The organism is Achromobacter sp. NPDC058515, from assembly GCF_042721735.1.
Classification (GTDB): Bacteria; Pseudomonadota; Gammaproteobacteria; order Burkholderiales; family Burkholderiaceae_B; genus Achromobacter.
Map to the genome: position 1 here is coordinate 565,876 of NZ_JBHXNI010000001.1, position 17,763 is coordinate 583,638.

16 protein-coding genes are annotated in these 17,763 nt (G+C 66.9%); 5 read left to right on the plus strand and 11 right to left on the minus strand.

Annotation, left to right across the window (positions count from 1 at the left end; genetic code table 11):
* Nucleotides 1-23 precede the first annotated feature (23 nt).
* Nucleotides 24-1,217: a cystathionine beta-lyase gene (gene metC / locus ACFWP0_RS02680; protein ID WP_377839474.1), complete on the plus strand. Its 1,194-nt coding sequence runs from the start codon at nucleotides 24-26 to the stop codon at nucleotides 1,215-1,217.
* A 116-nt stretch (nucleotides 1,218-1,333) separates the two neighbouring features.
* On the opposite strand, the gene ACFWP0_RS02685 is transcribed toward metC, so the two are convergent.
* The 3 genes from ACFWP0_RS02685 to argS form a co-directional block, all read right to left on the minus strand.
* Nucleotides 1,334-1,966 (minus strand): thiol:disulfide interchange protein DsbA/DsbL, encoded by a 633-nt coding sequence (locus ACFWP0_RS02685; RefSeq protein ID WP_377839475.1) that lies wholly within the window; start codon nucleotides 1,964-1,966, stop codon nucleotides 1,334-1,336.
* A 78-nt stretch (nucleotides 1,967-2,044) separates the two neighbouring features.
* Entirely contained in the window at nucleotides 2,045-2,743 is a 699-nt protein-coding gene (locus tag ACFWP0_RS02690; RefSeq protein WP_377839477.1) for an SPOR domain-containing protein, read from the minus strand.
* Nucleotides 2,744-2,752: 9 nt separating this feature from the next.
* The gene (argS, locus tag ACFWP0_RS02695; protein ID WP_377839478.1) at nucleotides 2,753-4,438 is read right to left on the minus strand and encodes an arginine--tRNA ligase; all 1,686 of its coding nucleotides are present in this window, start codon (nucleotides 4,436-4,438) and stop codon (nucleotides 2,753-2,755) included.
* Between the two features lie 484 nt (nucleotides 4,439-4,922).
* Between argS and ACFWP0_RS02700 the strand changes: the two genes are divergently transcribed.
* A complete protein-coding gene (locus tag ACFWP0_RS02700; protein WP_377839479.1) occupies nucleotides 4,923-5,267 on the plus strand; it encodes a DUF1840 domain-containing protein in 345 nt (114 codons plus the stop codon).
* Nucleotides 5,268-5,347: 80 nt separating this feature from the next.
* A complete protein-coding gene (locus ACFWP0_RS02705; protein WP_377839480.1) occupies nucleotides 5,348-5,665 on the plus strand; it encodes a hypothetical protein in 318 nt (105 codons plus the stop codon).
* A 5-nt stretch (nucleotides 5,666-5,670) separates the two neighbouring features.
* Here the strand turns inward: ACFWP0_RS02705 and ACFWP0_RS02710 are convergent, their stop codons facing one another.
* The 6 genes from ACFWP0_RS02710 to ACFWP0_RS02735 all read right to left on the minus strand — a co-directional run bounded on the left by ACFWP0_RS02710 (nucleotide 5,671) and on the right by ACFWP0_RS02735 (nucleotide 11,719).
* A complete protein-coding gene (locus tag ACFWP0_RS02710; RefSeq protein WP_377839481.1) occupies nucleotides 5,671-6,471 on the minus strand; it encodes a carbohydrate ABC transporter permease in 801 nt (266 codons plus the stop codon).
* Complete coding sequence (locus tag ACFWP0_RS02715) at nucleotides 6,468-7,343, minus strand: carbohydrate ABC transporter permease (protein ID WP_377839482.1); 876 nt, start codon at nucleotides 7,341-7,343, stop codon at nucleotides 6,468-6,470. The genes ACFWP0_RS02710 and ACFWP0_RS02715 overlap by 4 nt, the downstream gene beginning before the upstream one ends.
* Nucleotides 7,344-7,357: 14 nt before the next feature.
* Nucleotides 7,358-8,653 carry an ABC transporter substrate-binding protein gene (locus ACFWP0_RS02720; protein WP_377839483.1) on the minus strand — a complete coding sequence of 432 codons (1,296 nt, stop codon included), beginning with the start codon at nucleotides 8,651-8,653 and terminating at the stop codon, nucleotides 7,358-7,360.
* Between the two features lie 33 nt (nucleotides 8,654-8,686).
* Entirely contained in the window at nucleotides 8,687-9,742 is a 1,056-nt protein-coding gene (locus ACFWP0_RS02725) for an ABC transporter ATP-binding protein (protein ID WP_377839484.1), read from the minus strand.
* 120 nt (nucleotides 9,743-9,862) lie between these two features.
* Nucleotides 9,863-10,660 (minus strand): phosphodiesterase, encoded by a 798-nt coding sequence (locus ACFWP0_RS02730; protein ID WP_377839485.1) that lies wholly within the window; start codon nucleotides 10,658-10,660, stop codon nucleotides 9,863-9,865.
* A 45-nt stretch (nucleotides 10,661-10,705) separates the two neighbouring features.
* The gene (locus ACFWP0_RS02735; RefSeq protein ID WP_377839486.1) at nucleotides 10,706-11,719 is read right to left on the minus strand and encodes a LacI family DNA-binding transcriptional regulator; all 1,014 of its coding nucleotides are present in this window, start codon (nucleotides 11,717-11,719) and stop codon (nucleotides 10,706-10,708) included.
* Between the two features lie 321 nt (nucleotides 11,720-12,040).
* Between ACFWP0_RS02735 and ACFWP0_RS02740 the strand changes: the two genes are divergently transcribed.
* Entirely contained in the window at nucleotides 12,041-13,369 is a 1,329-nt protein-coding gene (locus ACFWP0_RS02740) for an amidase (RefSeq protein ID WP_377839488.1), read from the plus strand.
* A gap of 101 nt (nucleotides 13,370-13,470) precedes the next feature.
* Here the strand turns inward: ACFWP0_RS02740 and leuA are convergent, their stop codons facing one another.
* Entirely contained in the window at nucleotides 13,471-15,183 is a 1,713-nt protein-coding gene (leuA, locus tag ACFWP0_RS02745) for a 2-isopropylmalate synthase (RefSeq protein WP_377839489.1), read from the minus strand.
* Between the two features lie 492 nt (nucleotides 15,184-15,675).
* Nucleotides 15,676-16,308, minus strand: coding sequence for a hypothetical protein (locus ACFWP0_RS02750; protein ID WP_377839490.1), 633 nt, complete (start codon nucleotides 16,306-16,308; stop codon nucleotides 15,676-15,678).
* Between ACFWP0_RS02750 and rpoN the strand changes: the two genes are divergently transcribed.
* Nucleotides 16,307-17,752, plus strand: coding sequence for an RNA polymerase factor sigma-54 (gene rpoN, locus ACFWP0_RS02755; protein ID WP_377839491.1), 1,446 nt, complete (start codon nucleotides 16,307-16,309; stop codon nucleotides 17,750-17,752). The two genes, ACFWP0_RS02750 and rpoN, sit on opposite strands and share 2 nt — an antisense overlap.
* Nucleotides 17,753-17,763 lie beyond the last annotated feature (11 nt).

The following is a 17,763-nucleotide window of genomic DNA, read 5'->3' on the forward strand; positions in this document are numbered from 1 at the left end:
CGGTTTTATCGCACCCCTTGAAGATGCCTACCAAACACATCGATACGGTCCTCCAGCACGCGGGCACCGCCCCGTTCAACCCCGAGACCGGCACGGCGCCGGTGCCGCTGCCGCCCATGCGGGCCAGCACGGTGCGCTTTGCCAACATCGCCGCGCTGGAAAACGCGCAGCGCAGCAAGGCGGCCGGGGGCCGCGCGTCGACATACGGGCGCATGGGCATGGACACCCATGCCGCGCTGGAAGAGGTCTTCACGCAACTGGAAGGCGGCACCCACTGCTACCTGGCGTCCTCGGGCCTGTCGGCGATGACCATGGTCATGCTGGCCCTGTGCTCGGCGGGGGACCACGCCCTGATTTCGGACTGCGTGTACGGCCCGATGCGCGAACTTGACGACGCCGTGCTGAAGCGCCTGAACATCGACATCACCTACTTCGCGGCCGGCGAGGACCTGGAAGCGCTGGTGCGCCCGAACACCAAGCTGCTGTACGTGGAGTCCCCCGGGTCCCTGCTGTTCGAGATGCTGGACATGGGAGCCATGGCCGCCTTCGCGCAAAGCCGCGGCCTGGTGCTGGCCACCGACAACACCTGGGGTTCGGGCTATATCTACCGCCCGCTGACGCTGGGCGCGCAGGTGTCCATCATCGCGGGCACCAAGTATGTGGGCGGGCACTCCGACCTGATGCTGGGCGCCGTCGTCACCAACGACGAGGACATCGCCAGGAAGCTCAACCGCACCCAGTATGCGATGGGCTACTCCATCAGCGCGGACGATGCCTGGCTGGCGCTGCGCGGCGTGCGCACCATGCCGATCCGCATGGCCCAGCACGCGCGGCATGCCTTGCAGGTCTGCGAATTCCTCAAGGGCCGCCCCGAGACGGTGCGCCTGTTCCACCCGGCATGGCCCGAGGATCCCGGCCATGCCCTGTGGCAACGCGATTGCACGGGCTCCAACGGCATGCTTTCCGTGGAGCTGCGCCTGTCGCCCGCCGCGGCGCGCCAGTTCGTGGACGCGCTGACCTTGTTCGGCATCGGCTTCTCTTGGGGCGGCTACGAAAGCCTGGTGCAGCTCGTGTCGCCCAAGGACCTGTCCAAGCACCGCTACTGGGGCGACGGCGACAACGCCGTGGTCCGCCTGCACATCGGCCTGGAGTCGCCCGACGATCTCATCGCCGACCTGGCGCAGGCCCTTGAGAAGGCCGCGGCCGTCCAGGGCTGAGCGCGCTGCCCGCGCGCGGAGCCGCCAGGCCGCTGCGCTGGCGTGAAACACCCGCCAAAAAACAAGACGCCCCGGCCATGGGCTCGGGGCGTCTGGAAGCGAGGGTGCCGGGCGGCTTACTTGCTGCGCGCCAGCGGGATCAGGCGATCCACTTCCTTCAGGGCGCCTTCGTAGCTGTTGCCCGCCATGACCGGCGAGGTCATGAACTTGCCGCCCACGGCAAACGAGGGCGTGCCCTCGATGCGGTAGGCGTCGGCCAGCTGGTTGGCGCGCTGGACTTGGGCCTGCACCGTAAACGAATCAAACACCGAATCGAACTTGGCGCGGTCCACGCCTTGCGTCGCGATCCAGTCGCCCATCGCCTTCTTGTCGAACAGGCGCTTGTGCTCGCCGTGGATGGCGGTGAAGACCTTGGGATGCAGGTCCGGGCGGTCCAGGGCCAGCAGCGTGTAGTAGAGCTGTTGCAGCGGCTTCATGCCGGCGTTGAAGGCGATCGGGACTTGCTTGAGCACCACATCCGAAGGCGCGGTCTTGGCCCAGTCTTCAACCATGGGTTCCATGGAGGCGCAATGCGGGCAGGTGTAGGCAAAGAATTCCAGCACTTCGACCTTGCCCGGGGTGTCCGACGGCAGCGGCGGATTGATGGGCACGTACTGCTGGGCGCCTTGAGCATGGCTGACCGGGCTGAAGAACGCCGTTGCGGTCAGCGCGGCGGCTGCCAGGATGCGAATAAGCTTGGGGGACAGCATGGATGAGGTTCCTGAATAAAAAGCTACAGACAGGCTCGGGGCCGGATTAGTTCAATGCAAACCACCCGCCGGGCGCCCCTACTGGCGCACCACGGCGGTTTCGATCTTGTTCTCGCCCAGCCTGCCCCGGGCGCGGTTCATGTCGTCCAGGCGGGCAAACGGCCCCACCCTGACGCGGTTGATGGGCTTGCCGTTCACTTCCGCCTTCTGCACGGCCACCGGCAGTCCCAGCAGGATGATGCGGGCCTTCAGCGATTCGGCGTCGTTCTCGCCGCGGAAAGCGCCCGCCTGCAGGTAGTAGGTTCCCGTCGCGGCGGGAGCCGGCTTGGCGGCCGGGGCCGCTTTCGAGATCGGCGTGGGCGCGGCGGCAGGCGCGGAAGCGGCCGGCGCGGCCGCGGGCGCCTTCGAGGTGGGCAGCGTGGCGATCAGCGCGCCCAGGTCGTCCAGCTTGGAGGGCGTTTCGTCGGCCTTGCCGGTGGCGCCTGTTCCTGGCAGCGGCGCCGGCGCGGTGGCGGTCGGGCCGCTGGGCGGGGCGCCCGCCGCGCCGTCGCGGCCATACAGGCCGGCGTTGGGATCCGGGGCCTGGCGGGGATCGGGCAGCTTTCCCGTATCGCCCTGGCGGCTGGCCCGGTCCACGAACGGCACGGGCGCCTTGGTGACATAGAAGGCGACGACGGCGGCGACGATCAGGCCGATCAGCAGGCCTGCCAGCGCCCCGTAAAGGGTGCTGCCGCTTTCGCCGGATGAACGGCGGGTAGGTTTACGCTTGGTTGCCATGAACCGATGTTACATCCGCTCGGGGGCGGAAACGCCCATCAGCTCAAGGCCGTTGGCCAGCACCTGACGGGTGGTGGCGGCCAGGCGCAGACGGGCCAGCTTCAGGGCTGTGTCGTCGACCAGCACGCGTTCGGCGTTGTACCAGGCATGGAAGTCCGAGGCGCAGTCGCGCAGCCAGAAGGCGATGTGGTGCGGCGACAGCTCCTGGGCGGCCAGGGCCACCACCTGCGGGAATTCGGCCAGGCGCTGCATCAGCGCGAATTCGGTCGGGGTGGTCAGGAGCGCGGCGTCGGCCTGGGCCACGTCCGCGGGCGGCATGCCGGCGTTGTTGATCACCGAGCAGATGCGCGCGTGCGCGTACTGGATGTAATAGACGGGATTCTCGTCGCTCTTGGACAGCGCCAGGTCCACGTCGAACACGAATTCCGTGTCGGCGCGGCGCTGGATCAGGAAGTAGCGCACCGCGTCGCGGCCCACCCAGTCGATCAGGTCGCGCATGGTGACGTAGCTGCCGGCGCGCTTGGAGATCTTGACCTCTTCGCCGCCGCGCATCACCTTGACCATCTTGTGCAGCACGTAGGACGGGTAGTCCTTGGGGATGCCCTCTTCCAGCGCCTGCAGGCCGGCGCGCACGCGGGCCACGGTGCCGTGGTGGTCGCTGCCCTGGATGTTCACGGCGCGGTGGAAGCCGCGCTCCCATTTGGCCTTGTGATAGGCCACGTCGGGCACGAAATAGGTGTAGCCGCCTTCGCTCTTGCGCATGACGCGGTCTTTGTCGTCGCCCGTGCCCAGTTCGGTCGTGCGCAGCCACAGCGCGCCGCCTTCCTCGTAGGTGTGGCCGCCGGCGATCAGCGCCTTGACCGTGGCTTCCACGCGGCCGGACGTGTAGAGCGAGCTTTCAAGGTAGTAGTTGTCGAACGCCAGGCCGAAGGCCTGCAGGTCCAGGTCTTGCTCGCGGCGCAGGTAGGCCACGGCGAAGACGCGGATGTCGTCCAGGCTGTCGATGTTGCCGGTGGCGGTGACGGGCTCGCCGTCGGACGCCTGGATGGTCTTGCCGGCCTGGAAGTCGCGGGCGATGTCGGCGATGTAGTCGCCCTTGTAGCCGTCGGCGGGCCAATCGGGGGATTCGGTCGTCAGGCCGCGGGCGCGCGCCTGCACGCTGATGGCCAGGTTGTGGATCTGGTTGCCGGCGTCGTTGTAGTAGAACTCGCGGGTGACGTCCCAGCCGCTGGCGTCGTACAGGCGGCAGAGGGCGTCGCCCAGGGCGGCCTGGCGGGCATGGCCCACATGCAGCGGCCCCGTGGGGTTGGCCGACACGAACTCGACCAGGATCTTCTCGCCGCTGCGGGGGGCGCGGCCAAACGCGGCGCCCTCTGCCGCCACGGCGGCGATGACGGCCTGGCGCGCGGCGGGCGTGATGCGCAGGTTGATGAAGCCGGGGCCGGCGACTTCGGCGCTTTCGACCAGCGGGGCGGCATCGGGATGCGCCATCAGGGCATCCACGATGGCCTGGGCCAGCTCGCGGGGGTTGCGGCGGGCCGGCTTGGCCAGCTGCATGGCCACGTTGGTGGCGACGTCGCCGTGGGCGGCAACCTTGGGGCGCTCCAGCAGCACGTTGGCCTGGGCGTCGGGCAGGCTCTGCGCAACGGCGGCCTGGATCAGGGAGATAAGCTGTTTTTGTTGCTCGAGGAGCATGGGCGTCTGGAGTAGTTCTGAGTGAGTGACGAAGGCGGCGATCAGTGGGCCGCGGCCTGGCCGGCAATCCGCGCGCCACGCCCGCCAGCCGAAGCCGCGTTCACGGGCCAGGTCGGGCGCGGACCGGGGGATGCCTGGCGCGCTCGTGCCGGATTCATGGCCGCCACAGGTCCTGCTGTCACGGGGAATCCCCTGAATCATAGTTGATTTGGGGGCGGGACCGGCAGCCGCCCTGCCCCGAAGCGTCCGCCAGGCGGTGCGCGGGCCGACGCCCGGGCGCATCCGAACTCTCAATCAAATCAACGGATTGTGCATGTCGCCCGAAGCGCCGGTGCCGGATCGGAAGCCGTGGCGGGAAATTCGCGTAGCAGACGCCCCGGCCCGCGGCCGGGGGGCGCCCTCAGGGCCCCCTCCAAGGCGCCAGTTGGCATCACCGGGGCGTTGGGGTAGTGTATGTAAGGTATTCAATGTGGGAGACTGGAACATGCTGATCACTTTTCATTCCAAGGTCGTGGCCGAGGTCCTGATGCTGACCGACCATGCCAGCGCGCTGCTGCAGGCGGCAGGCAAGCCAGTGGGCGACAAGATCCCGGAGCGCGGCGTTTTCACCGTGGAGCAGCTGGGGCCCGCCATCAGCGGCATCGAGCGCGCGATCGACGAGTACCGGCATGGCCACGAGGACAGCGAGGAAGACGACGACAAGGCGCCGGCATCCCCGATGGCGCGAGTGGTCGGCCTGAAAGAACGCGCTTTTCCCTTGCTGGACATGATGCGCCAATCCCAGGCCGCCGGCGCCGAGGTCACCTGGGAGGTGTCGCGAGGCTGGTAGGCAATGTCGCCGGGCGGACAATCTGTCCGGCTTTTTTTGCCTACCCTTCTCGCCTGACGCCATCCCAAGGAGCCACCCTCATGCGCAGCGACATCACCATTGTTTTCGACCCCCGGCGTTCGCTGGATCTCTCGGCCACCGTCGAGCCCTCTCCGCAGCGCCAGGCCCAGGCGCAGGACTGGTTCGACGGCGCCTGGGAAACCCTGGGCTGCGAACCGCTGCGCCCGAGCGGCAAGGTCCTGCTGCTGGACAAGGTGCTGGGCGTGGCCGACGCGCTGGGCTACGACACCCTGTCCTCCGACGAAAAGGAAGCCCGGGAATTCGCCGAGAACCTGGCGCTGGCGCTGGAGCGCCCGCGCATCACCGTGGACCTGCCGGGCCTGACCGTGGGGTATTGACACCCCTAGCGGATCCCCGCCCGCATGAACGACTGCACGAACTGGCGCTGGAACAGCAGGAATGCGATCAGGAGCGGCGCGGCCGACATCAGGGTGGCGGCGGTGATCACCGACCAGTCGATGCCCTGGTCGGTGGACGAGAACACCTGCAGGCCCACCGTCAGCGGCCGGGATTCCACCGAGTTGGTGATGATCAGCGGCCACAGGAAGTTGTTCCAGTGGTGGCTGACCGACACCAGCCCGTAGGCCACGTAGATCGGCTTGGCGAGCGGCACGTACACCTTCCAGAGGATCTGCAAAGGGTTGGCGCCTTCCATGCGCGCCGCCTCTTCCAGTTCGCGCGGCACTGTCTTGAAAGTCTGGCGCAGCAGGAAGATGCCGAAGGCCGACGCGAAGTACGGCAGGCCGATGGCGAACACCGTGTCGCGCACGCCCAGCTGGCTCATCGAACGGTAGTTCTCCACCAGCAGCACGTCGGGCATGATCATCAGCTGCAGCAGCACCAGTATGAAGACGAAGTCGCGGCCACGGAACTCGAAGCGCGCGAACGCATAGCCGGCCAGCGTGGACAGCACCAGCTGCGCGGCCAGCACCATCGTGACCAGGAAGAAGGTGTTGAGGAAGTACCGCGGGAACGGCGCCGCGTGCCAGGCGCGCACGAAGTTGTCCAGCGTCAGCGGCGCGAACAGGTCAAAGCGGGTCGCGTAGGCGGGCGGGTGGAACGCCGCCCACATGGCATAGGCCAGCGGCAGGATCCACAACAGGCCCAGCGCCCAGGCGCCCAGGGTATCGAGCTTGTCTTTCATTGATAGTGCGTCCTGCGGTCCAGCCAGCGGAACTTGATCAGCGCCGTCAGCGCCAGCACCACCAGCAACACGACGGTCAGCGTGGCGGCGTAAGCCGTGTCCCAGAAACTGAAACCCACCTGGTAGATGTAGTACAGCAGCAGCGTGCTGGCGTTGTCGGGGCCGCCGCGCGTCATGACGACCACGTGGTCCACCAACCGGAACGCGTTGATCAAGGCGTTGATCAGCACGAAGAGCGTGGTGGGCATCAGGAGCGGCCACAGGATGCGGCGGAAGTACTGCCAGCGCGACGCGCCTTCCAGCATGGCGGCCTCGCGCAGCGACGGCGATACCGTCTGCAAGGCGGCCAGGTAGAAGATCATGAAGAAGCCCGACTCCTTCCACACCGTCACCACCATCAGCGCCGGCAGCGCCGTCTCGCGGTTGCCCAGCCAGTTGGGGCCGGGCGATCCGAACCAGCCCATCACCTGCGCGATCAGCCCGTACTGCGGCGTGTAGAAGAACAGCCAGATATTTGCCACCGCCACCATGGGCAGCACGGTCGGCGTGAAGTACGCCATGCGCAGGAAACCGCGGCCGCGCAGGTTGCGGTTCACCCATAGCGCCATGATCAGCGCGATGCCGATCGACGTGGGTATGGTGCCCAGCGCAAACCACAGGTTGTTCCACAGCGACTGCCAGAACACCGGGTCGTCGCGCATCACGGCGTAGTTGTCCAGCCCGACAAAGCGGGCCGGACGCGCGCCCTTCGGCGTGGAGAAAAAGCTGTGCCAAAGCGTCGCCACCGCCGGGTAATGCGTGAAGGCGGCGAGCAGCACGATGGCTGGCAGCAACAGCAGCCAGCCATAAAGCGCGTTTAAAGAGCGGCTCATCGTGCTAGGTCGGTTTACTTATAGGAACGCAGTATGCGGTCGGCCTCGCGCTGCGCGTCGGTCAGCGCCTGCTGCGGCGTCTTCGAACCCGTCAGGGCCGCCTGCAGGGCGTCGTTCAGGGTCTTGGTGACGCGCTGGTTCTCATGCGTGGAGAATTCCGCCACGCTGACTTCCAGCTGGTCGCGCGCGACCGTCGCGGCCGGAACTTCCTGCGCGTACTTCTTCATCTTCTCCGTCTGCCAGGCGGCCGGCGTCACGGCCACATAGCCCGTGGCGATGCTCCAGTCGGCCGCGCGCTCGGGCGTGGTGACCCATTGCGCGAACTTCAGCGCCGCCTGCTGCTGCTCCGGCGTGCCGCTCTTGAAGATGTAGAAGTTGCCGCCGCCCGTCGGGCTGCCGCCGCGCTTTTGCTGCGGCATCATGGCCACGCCGAACGGGAAGTCGGCGTTCTTGCGGATATTGGTCAGGTTGCCGGTCGTGGTCCACACCATGGCGGCCTTCTTTTCCAGGAAGTCCTTGGGCGTGGTGCCCCAGTCGATCGTGCCGGTCGGCATGATCTTGTGCTTGGCCGACAGGTCGCGCCAGAACTGGGCGGCTTCAACCACCGCGGGCTTGTCCAGGTAGACCTCGTTGCCGGCCTCGTTCATCAGGATCGCGCCGTTGGGCGTGGTCAGCGCCTGGAACAGCCAGTAGGCGAACGCGCCGCCCGAGGGGATCTCGATGCCCCACTGCGTCGTGTTGCCGGAGGCGTCCTGCTTGGTCAGCTTCTTGCCATATTCGACCAGCTCGGCCCAGGTGGCGGGCGCGCGCTCGGGGTCCAGGCCGGCAGCCTTGAACAGGTCCTTGTTGTAGTACATGACGATGGTCGAACGCTGGAACGGCACGCCCCAGGTGTGGCCGCCGGTGCGGCTGTTCTGCATGAAGGCGTCATAGAAGCCGCCCAGCCACTTCTTGTCGGCATCGCTCTTGGCCAGGCTGTCGATCGGGACGATGGCGTCCTCGTCGATCAGCGTGAACATGTCGGTGGACAGCAGCACGGCCAGCTGAGGCGGCGTGCCGCCCTTGAGCGCGGTGAGCGCCTTGGCGATCGAGTCCTGGTACGAACCGGCGTAGATCGGCTTGATCTTGATGTCGGGATTTTCCTTCTGGAAATCCGCCACCATGTCGTCGACGATCTTGGTGATCGGGCCGCCGACCGCGACCGGGTAATAGAACTCCACCTCGACGGGCTTGTTCTGCGCCTGCACAGGCAGAGACAGGCAGGCGGCGGCCAGGCTGGCGGCCAGGGTCTTGAGTACGATGCGTCGCATGTTGTGTTTCCTTTCCTGTGGATTGGGCGTCTTCTAGCGCCCGACGGTGTTGATGACCGCCGAATCGGCGGCAAAGAAATGCTGTTGCCCGTCCGGCCAGGACAGGCGCAGCGCCTCGCCGGCGCTGGCGCGCAGATGGCCGCCCACCCGCACGGCCACGCCGCTCGTATCGCCCACGCGGCACACCACGATGGAGTCCGCGCCGAAGTACTCCACGCTCTCCACGATGGCGGAGATGCCGTCGCCGTCGATGCGTATGTGCTCCGGGCGCACGCCCAGTTTCATGGCGCCGGCGGGAGCGCCCGCGATGGCGGGGCCCTGCGTGCCGGCGATGGTCGTGGCGCCTTGCTGCGTCGTCAGGCCGATCAGGTTCATGGGAGGCGTGCCGATGAAGCGCGCCGCGAATTCGCTGGCCGGACGCGCATACAGGCCGTCGGGCGTGTCGTGCTGTTCGATCTGGCCGCCGCGCAGCAGCACCACCTGGTCGGCCATGCTCATGGCCTCGGTCTGGTCGTGCGTGACATACACCATCGTGATGCCCAGGCTTTGCTGCAGAGCGCGGATCTCGCGCCGCATCTCGTGGCGCAACTGCGCGTCCAGGTTGGACAGCGGCTCGTCCATCAGGCAGACGGGCGCTTCGGAAATCACGGCGCGGCCCAGCGCCACGCGCTGCTGCTGCCCGCCGGACAGCTGCGATGGCTTGCGGTCCAGCAGATGGCCCAGGCCCAGCAGGGTGGCCACGCGCTGCAGGCGGCGGTCGTAGTCGCGCGCGGGCTCCTTGCGCACCTTCAGGCCGAACAGGATGTTCTCGCGCACCGACAGGTGGGGAAACAGCGCGTACGACTGGAACACCATCGAGATGCGGCGCTTGGCCGGCGGCAACTGGGTCACGTCGCGGTCGCCGATACGGATGGCGCCCGACGTGGGCGTATCCAGTCCGGCGATCATGCGCAGGGTGGTGGACTTGCCGCAGCCAGACGGACCCAGCAGGACCGTGAAGCTGCCGGCCGGAACCGTGAAGCTCACGCCTTGGATCGCGGCCGCGCCCGCGTACTGTTTGGTGAGGTTATCCAGAACGATGGATGACATGCTGTCTCGAAGATCTAATTGTTAGATCCGCATTGTTGCCTGTTATGAAAACCTTTTCATTGTGCAGCGCAAACATGACGGATATATGGCAAGGCAAGGGTTCGTAGTCTAGCGCCGGCCTTACGCAAAGGGATAAGGGCCGGGGTAATCCCCGATAACCGCGTGGTGCGTGACCAGATTGCCGCCCTGCCACCAGTGCAGCTGGTAGCCCGGCGGTTCCATGATGTATTGCAGCGTCGGGCGCGGCCCAAGCTCCAGCGCAAGCTGGTGCGCGGTGCCGGGACAGGTGGATGCGATCGTTCCGCCGAAGCGCTGGAAGATGGTGCGGTGCAAGTGGCCGCACAGCACCCGCTCCACGTTGGGAAAGCGCGCCACGATGCGTTCCAGTTCCGGCGCGCCGGCAAGCAGGCCGATGGCGTCCATGTGCTCGATGCCGGTCAGGAACGGGGGATGGTGCATCAGCACCAGCGTGGGGCGGCCGGGCTGCTCGGCCAGGCGGGTGGCCAGCCAGTCCAGGCGGTCCTGGCACAGCTCGCCGTGGCTCTTCATCGGCACCACGGTGTCCAGCGCCAGCATGCGCAGCGGATAGGTTTCGACGGCGTACTGGATGAACGGCCCGCCACCCTGCAGGTAGGCGTGGTCGGGGAAGGCGGCGCGCAACTCGGCGCGGTCGTCGTGGTTGCCGGGCAAGAGGAAGTACGGGATCTCCAGCGCTTGCAGGTGTTCGCGCAGCGCCTGGTACTCCACGGGCTTGCCCAGGTCGGTCAGGTCGCCCGTGATCAGCACGCAGTCGGGCCGCGGCGTCAGGGCATTGAGCGCGCGCACCGCGGGCGCGAGGAAGGCGGCCGGATCGATGATGCCGTAGGCCTTGTCGCCGGGGGTGCGCATGTGCAGGTCGGTGATTTGTGCGATGAGCATGACGCGGGGAATCTGAAAGTTGTCGGGAATGGGTGGGCGCGCCGGCTAGCGGCGCACGGACGCCGCGGTGCCGCCCACCACGATGCAATGCGGCAGCCGGTTCGATTGCGGCGGCTGGCCGTGGATCTGCGCCAGCAGGTTCGAGCACGCCGTCTGCCCGATGCCGTCGCTGGGTTGCGCGACGGTGGTCAGCGGCGGGGTGAGCAAGGCGCCGAAGCGCATGCCGTCAAAGCCGCACACGGAGATGTCGGCGGGCACGGACAGGCCCAGGCCCACCAGGTCCGCGATGACCGCGGTGGCCAGGAGGTCGTTGGAGCAGAACAGGGCGGTGGGCGCCTGCTTGCCGCGCAGCGCGGCCTTCAGGGCATCCGCATCGCTGCCGGTGTGCGAACTCATGGCGATGTGCTGGATGGCTTCCAGGCCCAGCTTCTTGGCGCAGGCGCGCGCGCCCACAAGGCGGCGGCGCGCCCGGTCGGATGCGGTCAGGGGGCCCGTCACCAGGGCGATGCGCCGGTGTCCCAGCGCGGCCAGGTGCGCCACCATGTCGCTGGCGGCGGCGCGGTTGTCGACCGACGCGAAGGGATGCGCGGCGGATTCGTTGTAGACCAGAACATAGGGAATCCCGGCGCGGTCCAGGTCGTCCAGCGTGGGACTCTTGGCCACGTCCGCCACCGTCAGGATCAGCCCATCCACCTGATGGTCTATCAGCCCCTGCACCGCCGCCGACTCCACCGCGGGGTCGTAGCCGGTGGCGGTCAGCATGACGCTGTAGCCGGATTCGCGCGCGCGCCGTTCCGCGCCTTCGAAGCACTCGGCGAACACGGGATTGGACAGCGTCGGCAGGATCAGTCCGATGGTGCGCGTGCTGCCCGAGCGCAGGCTGCGGCCCACGCGATTGGGCCGGAAACCCGCGCGCTTGGCGACGCTGCGGATGTGCGCCAGCGTGTCGGGATGCACGATTTCCGGCTGGTTGAACGCGCGCGAAACCGTCGCCGGCGAGACCCCGGCCTTGCGGGCCACTTCAATGATGGAAAAGCGGGGCGACGAGCGCGTAGCCATGGCTGCATTGCTGCCGATTTGCTGAAAACGATTTCATCTTACAAGACAAATATGACCTTTGTATTGCACGGGTTTGCGCTATGCTGGCAGCAACGCAACAACACAAAGCCATGGCGCGGTTCGTGTTTTTTCCTGGGAAAAACCCGGTGTTTTCGGTGTTTTTCCCAATTGACTCGGCGCGCACAATGGCAAGGATCGGTCTGCTCGGGCCGCGCGGCTGGTTGCCGCATTGCAGAATCGGGCAGACCCTCGGTCAAGGGGACCGGGTGCGAAGTTCAGTAACCGCGCATCAAGCGCGGCACCGGTAAAGAGGAAAGGACCATGTCTACTGCCTTAAACAGACTTGGCGCGCTTGAAGCCGCGCGCAAGCTGCAACGGCGCGAATTAACCGCGGTGCAATTGGTGCGTGCCTGCTTTGCGCGCATCGAGCAACGCGAGAACACCGTTCATGCCTGGACCGCCCTGCAAAAACAGGCCGCGCTCGACCAGGCGGAAGAACTCGACCGCGGCGCCCTGCGCGGTCCGCTGCATGGCCTGCCCATCGGCGTCAAAGACCTGTTCGACACGGCAGACCTTCCCACCCGCTACGGCTCGCCCATCTACGACCGCCACCGTCCCGGCCTGGATGCCGCCTCGGTGGCGCTGTGCCGCGGCGCGGGCGCCATCGTCATCGGCAAGACCGTAACCACCGAATTCGCCACCTACCAGGCCGGCCCCACGCGCAATCCGCGCAACGAGGCCTACACGCCGGGTGGCTCGTCCAGCGGTTCGGCCGCCGCGGTGGCCGACGACATGGTGCCTTTCGCGCTGGGTTCCCAGACCGCCGGCTCCATCATCCGGCCGGCCTCCTATTGCGGCATCGTGGGCTTCAAGCCCACGTTTGGCGGCATCCCCCGCGCCGGCGTCAAGAGCCTGGCCGAATCGCTGGACACCGTGGGCGGCTTTGCGCGGTCGGTGCCTGACGTGGCGCTGTTCGCCTCGGTCCTGATGCGCGATCCCCGCATGCTGGACCTGACCTACGAAGGCAAGCCGCGCATCGGCATGTACCGCAGCCTGCAATGGCGCCACGCGCAGGCCGAAACCAAGGAAGCCTTCGCGCAGGCCGCGGCCACGCTTTCGCGCGCGGGCGCCCTGGTGGAAGAGGTGCCGCTGCCGCCCGAGCATTGCATGCTGGTGCAGTTGCACGCGGACATCATGGCGTTCGAGGCCTCGCAGTCGCTGGCCTATGAACGGCTGGAGCATGCCGCGCAGCTCAGCCCCAAGATCCAGGCCATACTCGAGGCCGGCGCGCAGATCAGCGCCGAAGAACACATCAAGAACCTGGCCCGCGCCGCCGAGTCGCGCGCGCGCGTGGACGCATGGTTCCAGCAATACGATGTGCTGCTTGCGCCCAGCGCCAGCGGCGAAGCGCCGTTCGCCGACCTGGGCACGGGCGATCCGCAATTCTCGCGCGCCTGGACGCTGTTCGGCCTGCCCTGCCTGAACCTGCCGTTCGCAACCGGCCCGCAGGGCCTGCCCGTGGGCCTGCAGCTGGTCGGACAGCGCCATGCCGACCACCGCACGCTGGCGATCGCCGGCTGGGTCCACGCGCGCCTGCTGGCGGCCATTGCTCCGGATATCGGCGCCTCCGACATGTGGCCGCGCGGCTGAAGCCGCGACGGACAAAAAGAAAGCCCGCCGGATAAGGCGGGCTTTTTGCTGTCCCCAGCCGGGGTAACGGGCTGGGGGCATCATTCAGGCCGGATCGCGGATCACGCGGTCTCGGCGGCTTCTTGTTCGGCGGCCGTCACGGCGCCCGAATTGATGTGGCGGTTCACGGCGCTCAGCACGGCCTGGAACGATGCCGTCACGATGTCGCGGTCGATGCCCACGCCAAAGCCCGTGCTGGATTCGCCGACTCGCAATTCGACATAGGAGGCGGCGCGCGTGCCGGTGCCGGTGCCGATGGCGTGCTCGTGGTAGTCCATGATGCGCACGGGCACGTCCAGCGCGGCCACGAAGGCGGAGATCGCGCCGTCGCCCTTGCCCGTCACGATGCGGCGTTCGCCGTTGTATTCGAGTTCGGCTTCGATGCTGAAGTGCTGGCCTTCGCCAGCCGACGGATTGCCGTCGATGCGGTGGCGGATCAGCTTCCACGGCGCCTTCTGTTCGAGGTATTCGCGGTTGAAGATCGTGTGCACGTCGTCGGCGGTGACTTCGCGGCCGGTTTCGTCGGTGACGCGCTGGATGGCGCGGCTGAATTCGATCTGCAGGCGGCGCGGCAACACCAGGCCGTGTTCCTGTTCAAGCAGGTACGAAACGCCGCCCTTGCCCGACTGGCTGTTCACGCGGATCACGGCGTCGTAGCTGCGGCCGAGGTCGGCGGGGTCGATCGGGAGATAAGGCACTTCCCAGATGGCGTCGGCCTGTTGCAAGGCGAAGCCCTTCTTGATGGCGTCCTGGTGCGAGCCGGAGAACGCGGTGAAGACCAGGTCGCCCGCGTACGGGTGACGCGGGTGGACGGGCAGCTGGTTGCAGTATTCGGCGCAGCGGCGCACTTCGTCGATGTCGGAGAAGTCCAGGCCCGGATGCACGCCCTGGGTGTAGAGGTTCAAGGCCAGGGTGACGAGGTCCACGTTGCCGGTGCGCTCGCCGCTGCCGAACAGGCAGCCTTCGATGCGGTCGGCGCCGGCCATCACGGCGAACTCGGCGGCGGCAACAGCGGTGCCGCGGTCGTTATGCGGGTGCACGCTGAGCACGATGCTGTCGCGGCGCGCCAGGTTCTTGTGCATCCATTCGATCTGGTCGGCGTACAGGTTGGGGCTGGTGGCCTCGATCGTGGCGGGCAGGTTCAACACCATCTTGTGATCGGGCGTGGGCTGCCAGACGTCGGCCACGGCGTTCGAAACTTCAAGCGCGAATTCGGGTTCGGTGGTGCTGAAGACTTCGGGCGAATATTCGTAGCTCCACTTGGTCTCGGGACGCTGCGACGTGTATTGCTTGATCAGGCGCGTGCCGGTGGTGGCAATGCCCTTGATCTCGTCCTTCGACATGTTGAACACGACCTTGCGGAAGGCCGGCGCGCAGGCGTTGTACATGTGGACGATGGCTTGCTTGGCGCCCGCGGCGGCTTCGACGGTGCGGCTGATCAGGTCTTCGCGCGACTGGGTCAGCACGATGATGGTCACGTCGCCGGGGATGCGCTTTTCGTCGATGAGCTTGCGCACGAAGTCGAAGTCGGTCTGCGAAGCCGACGGAAAGCCCACTTCGATTTCCTTGAAGCCGATCTTCACGAGCTGTTCGAAGAAGCGGACCTTGCGCTCCACGCTCATCGGCTCGATCAGCGCCTGGTTGCCGTCGCGCAAGTCCGTGCTCATCCAGATCGGCGCCTTCGTGATGCGGCGGCTGGGCCAGGTGCGTTCGGAGAAGTCGCGGGCAAAGGGCGCGAAGGGGACGTATTTGGTGGCGGGGTTGGCAAGCATCATTACTACACCTCGATCGGTTTCTTTTGAATCCCGTGAGAACTGGGTTCTCGGCGGCGCGTGCGACCGGATGACGGTCTTGTGCCAGGGTTTGCCGTGATTGACCGGCAGGATTCAGAGATAAAAGGGGGAAATCGCGTGTGGCAAGCGTGGCTGCCGAGCTACCACGGGGACACTAGGCCCGGCAACCGATCGGTAGCAGTAGCGATAGCGCAAAGAAGGAGCGAGCGCGCAGGCCGGCAACCGGAGCGGCAATGCGTCCGGTGGCAATCGCGAAGGGGGTGCGGTGAGCGGCCATAGGTTGCTAGTCAAACATACTTTCCGTGGAAGCGCAAACGGAAAGATGCTGGGGACGGATCACTCCCGCCAGCTCCCGCAAGGCCGGCATCAGACTGGCCGGCCGGCTGGGGGCAGAAACAGAAAGGCCGCCTGTCGGCGGCCTTGGGTCAGCGCCTGTCGGCGGCCTTGGGTCAGGAGCGGGGGCTGGGGCTGGGCCTAGCGGGCCGGGCCAATGCGCGGTTCCACGTAGCGGTCGCCGCGGGGTTCTCCGCGGGGTTCGCGGCGACCGTCGTCGCGCGGATCGCGGGTCGGACGGGTGGCGGCGGGCTCCAGGATCTGGGCCTGTTCCGCAACCATCGCGATCTTGCCGATGCGGTTGTGGCGAATTTCAGACAAGGAGCGGCGCAAGTCGCCTACCGTGAACGGCTCCTGGCGGTCGCCCCAGGTCCAGCGCAGCACGCCCAGGGACTCGTCCGACAGATTCGGCGCCAGCTCGGACAGCACGTCCGTGCCCACCGGCGTTGCCGCGCCCGAGGCCAGGCTGGCGTAGAACCAGGCTCGCACCGAGAAGAAGACGATCAGCGACCAGATGCCGGCCACGACCCACCAGATGTAGGGATTGACCTTCTGCGCCATGTCCATGGTGGGCTGGCCCAGCGTATGCAGGAAGTCGTAGTTCATGCGCTTGCCGAAATCCAGTATCCAGGAGGCGACCAGATACCAAAGGACGAGGGCGACGGCGATGACTATCGCGCGCACAACGAGTCGGGGAAGCGCCAATTTGAGCAGGGTCTGGCCGATCAGTCGGCAGTCCTGGCGAACGCTTGCGGGCGAAGTCAGATTCATCATGCAAAATATTGTACCTATGACCCGTCCAATTTTAGAACTGCGACCTGGTCAGCACCTGACGCTGACCCCACAACTGCAGCAATCGATACGATTGTTGCAGTTGTCCACGCTCGAGCTAGAGGCCGAGATCTCGCAAGTGCTTGCGGAAAACCCCTTGCTGGACCGCGAGGACGAGTCGCCGGCGGCCGAGGCGCAAGCGGAGTCCGAACGCGAGTCCTCCGTGCAGGACGACGAGCCGGCGGCCGAGCGCGAGACGGCGGTCGACGAGATGCCGGGCTCCGGCGGGGTATATCCCGACGACGACTCCAGCCTGCCCGAGGCGGCGCGGCCGGATACCTTGCGCGAGCATCTGCTCGGACAGCTTGCCCTGACGCGGGCGGCGCCGCGCGACGTCGTGCTGGCGTCGCTGCTGATCGACGAATTGGACGAAAACGGCTATCTGGACTCTCCGCTCGAAGAGATCCTGGGCTGGCTGCCGGCCGACATGGAGCCGGATATCGACGAATTGCGCGCGGCGCTGTCCCTGCTGCAGTCGTTCGACCCCGTGGGCATCGGCGCGCGCGATATGGCCGAATGCCTGATGTTGCAGCTGCGCAACCCGGACCCCGCCCGCCTGCCCGAGGCGGCGGATGCCGCCGCGCTGGCCTGTGCCCGGCAGATCTGCGCGCACCACCTGCCGCTGCTGGCTACCGGCAACGCCGCGCGCCTGTGCGCGGCGGTGGGTTGCGACGAGGCCACGTTCCGCGTGGCGCATTCCTTGATCCTGCGCCTGGAGCCCCGTCCGGGGCGCGCCTGGACCGTGCCGGCGGCCGAGTACGCGGTGCCCGACGTCATCGTGCGCAAGACCCGGCGCGGCTGGCAGGTCACGCTCAACAGCGCCGCGGTGCCCCGTCTGCAGATCAATGGGCTGTATGCCCAGATGCTGGGCAACCAGAAGGACTCCGCGCATGCGGGCCTGCAGGCCCAGTTGCAGCAGGCCAGATGGATGATCCGCAACGTGGAACAGCGCTTCGACACCATCCTCCGGGTGTCCCAGGCCATCGTGGAGCGCCAGACGGCCTTTTTCAGCCAGGGGCCCGCCGCCATGCGGCCGCTCATCCTGAAAGACATCGCTGGCGAGCTCGGCCTGCACGAATCCACGATTTCACGCGCCACAACGCAGAAGTACATGCTCACTCCGTTTGGCACGCTGGAGCTCAAGCGTTTCTTTGGCGCTGGCGTTTCGACGGAGGGCGGGGACGCCACCTCAGCCACCGCCGTGCAAACGTACATCCGCCAGATGGTGGCCGACGAGAACCGGGCCAAGCCTTTGTCCGACAGCCAGATCATGCAAAAACTGGCCGATCAGGGGATAGTGATCGCCCGGCGGACGGTGGCAAAGTACCGCGAAGCGCTGCGGATTGCCCCCGCTACGCTGCGCAAGGCGCAAGCCTCGGCGCGTTGAAATAAGGGACG